The organism is Streptomyces sp. KLMMK (assembly GCF_036961605.1).
Lineage (GTDB): Bacteria > Actinomycetota > Actinomycetes > Streptomycetales > Streptomycetaceae > Streptomyces > Streptomyces telluris.
In genome coordinates this window covers 1-1,439 of record NZ_JBAMDC010000728.1, presented here as the reverse complement: position 1 = coordinate 1,439, position 1,439 = coordinate 1, and the positions used below count along the sequence as shown (strand labels likewise).

Below are 1,439 nucleotides of genomic sequence, written 5' to 3'. Positions count from 1 at the left end.
CGGAGCGGCGGCACCGGGCTGGGCACCGCCCGGGCCCGGGTAGCCGTAGCCCGGGTTCGGGCCGGCGCCGTACGGGGACGGGGCCTGCGGGCCCGGGCCGCTCACCAGCGGGGCCTTCAGGGCCGGGGTGCGCGGGGTGAGCAGCGCCGCGGCGGCCAGGGCCGCGTTGGCGAGGAGGCCCAGGATCTGGCCGACGCCCGGGGACACGCCCTGGGCGCCACCGATGATCGTCCACAGCGAGGACCACGCGGCGAACACGGCGAACGCGGTGCCCCACTGGACGAGCTCCAGGCCCATGAGCTTGCGCCCCTCGGGCTGGAAGCGCGCGGCGACGATGAGCGCGGCCGCGATGATCCCGGCGAGGAAGATCGACGGCAGAACGGGGAAGAGGCCGGCCTTCCAGCCGTTGGGCTCCGTCGGGCAGATCGATCCCGCGCAGTCGTACGAGTAGAAGCTCAGGAACGAGGCGATGAACAGCAACACCGCTGCTCCGATCACCACGCCGTCGCCTCGAGTGAGGGAGCGGATGTTCACCTAAAGTCCTTTGTCAGTGTGATCATTAACGTCGCTTTCGCCGGCACGCGAGTATGCGGGGGCGCGGGGGTGGCCCCCCATCGTACGGGTGAACCTATCGCCTGCACGGTCGGGGCGTCTTCTTCGTATCTGCCTCGTGACACGCGCGCGGCCCGCGGGCGCCGCTACGGCCCGTTACCGCCCGCGGAGCCCTACCCGTCCAGGAAGTCCGTGATGCCGTCGGCGATCCCTTGCGCCGCCTTCTGCCGCCATGCACCGTCCGTGAGCAGAGCGGCGTCCTTGGGATCGCGCATGTTGCCGCACTCGACGAACACCTTGGGGACGGTGGAGAGGTTGAGCCCGCCGAGGTCGCCGCGGGTGTCCAGACCGGTACCGCCGCCGATGTAGTTGGACGGGGCGCTGCCCGTGCTCCGCACGAAGTGGCCCGCGATGCGCACCCCGAGGTCCTTCGACGGCCCCGCGATGGGCGAGGTGTCCGCGCGCCCGCCCTTGACGGAAGCGGGCAGGATCACATGGAAGCCGCGGTTGCCGACGGCCGAGCCGTCGGCGTGCACCGAGACGGCGGCGTCGGCGTGCGCGCGGTTGCCGATCGCGGCCCGCTCGTCCACACACGGCCCGTACGGGCGCTCGCCGTCGTGCGTGAACACCACCTTGGCGCCCTGCGCCCGCAGGAGCGTCCGGATCCGGTGGGCGACGTCGAGGCTGAACGCCGCCTCCGCGTAACCCGCGTCCGTGGACGTCCCCGTGGTGTCGCACTCCTTGCGGCCGGTGCCGATGTCGACGGAGCGGTTGATCTCGGCGGTGTGCTCGCTGTTGCGGATGTTGTGACCCGGGTCGACCAGGACCACCTTGCCCTTGAGCGGGCCGTCCGGCAGCGGGCCCTCGTCGGCCGCGGCGGGCGACGC

General features: G+C 72.4%; 1 protein-coding gene and 1 pseudogene. Both read right to left on the bottom strand.

Annotation, left to right across the window (positions count from 1 at the left end; translation table 11 throughout):
• A pseudogene (locus V7793_RS37525) lies at window positions 1-534 on the bottom strand (hypothetical protein); the annotation flags it as partial.
• A 191-nt stretch (window positions 535-725) separates the two neighbouring features.
• On the bottom strand, window positions 726-1,439 hold a 714-nt coding region (locus tag V7793_RS37520), incomplete at its 5' end, for an N-acetylmuramoyl-L-alanine amidase (RefSeq protein ID WP_336014214.1).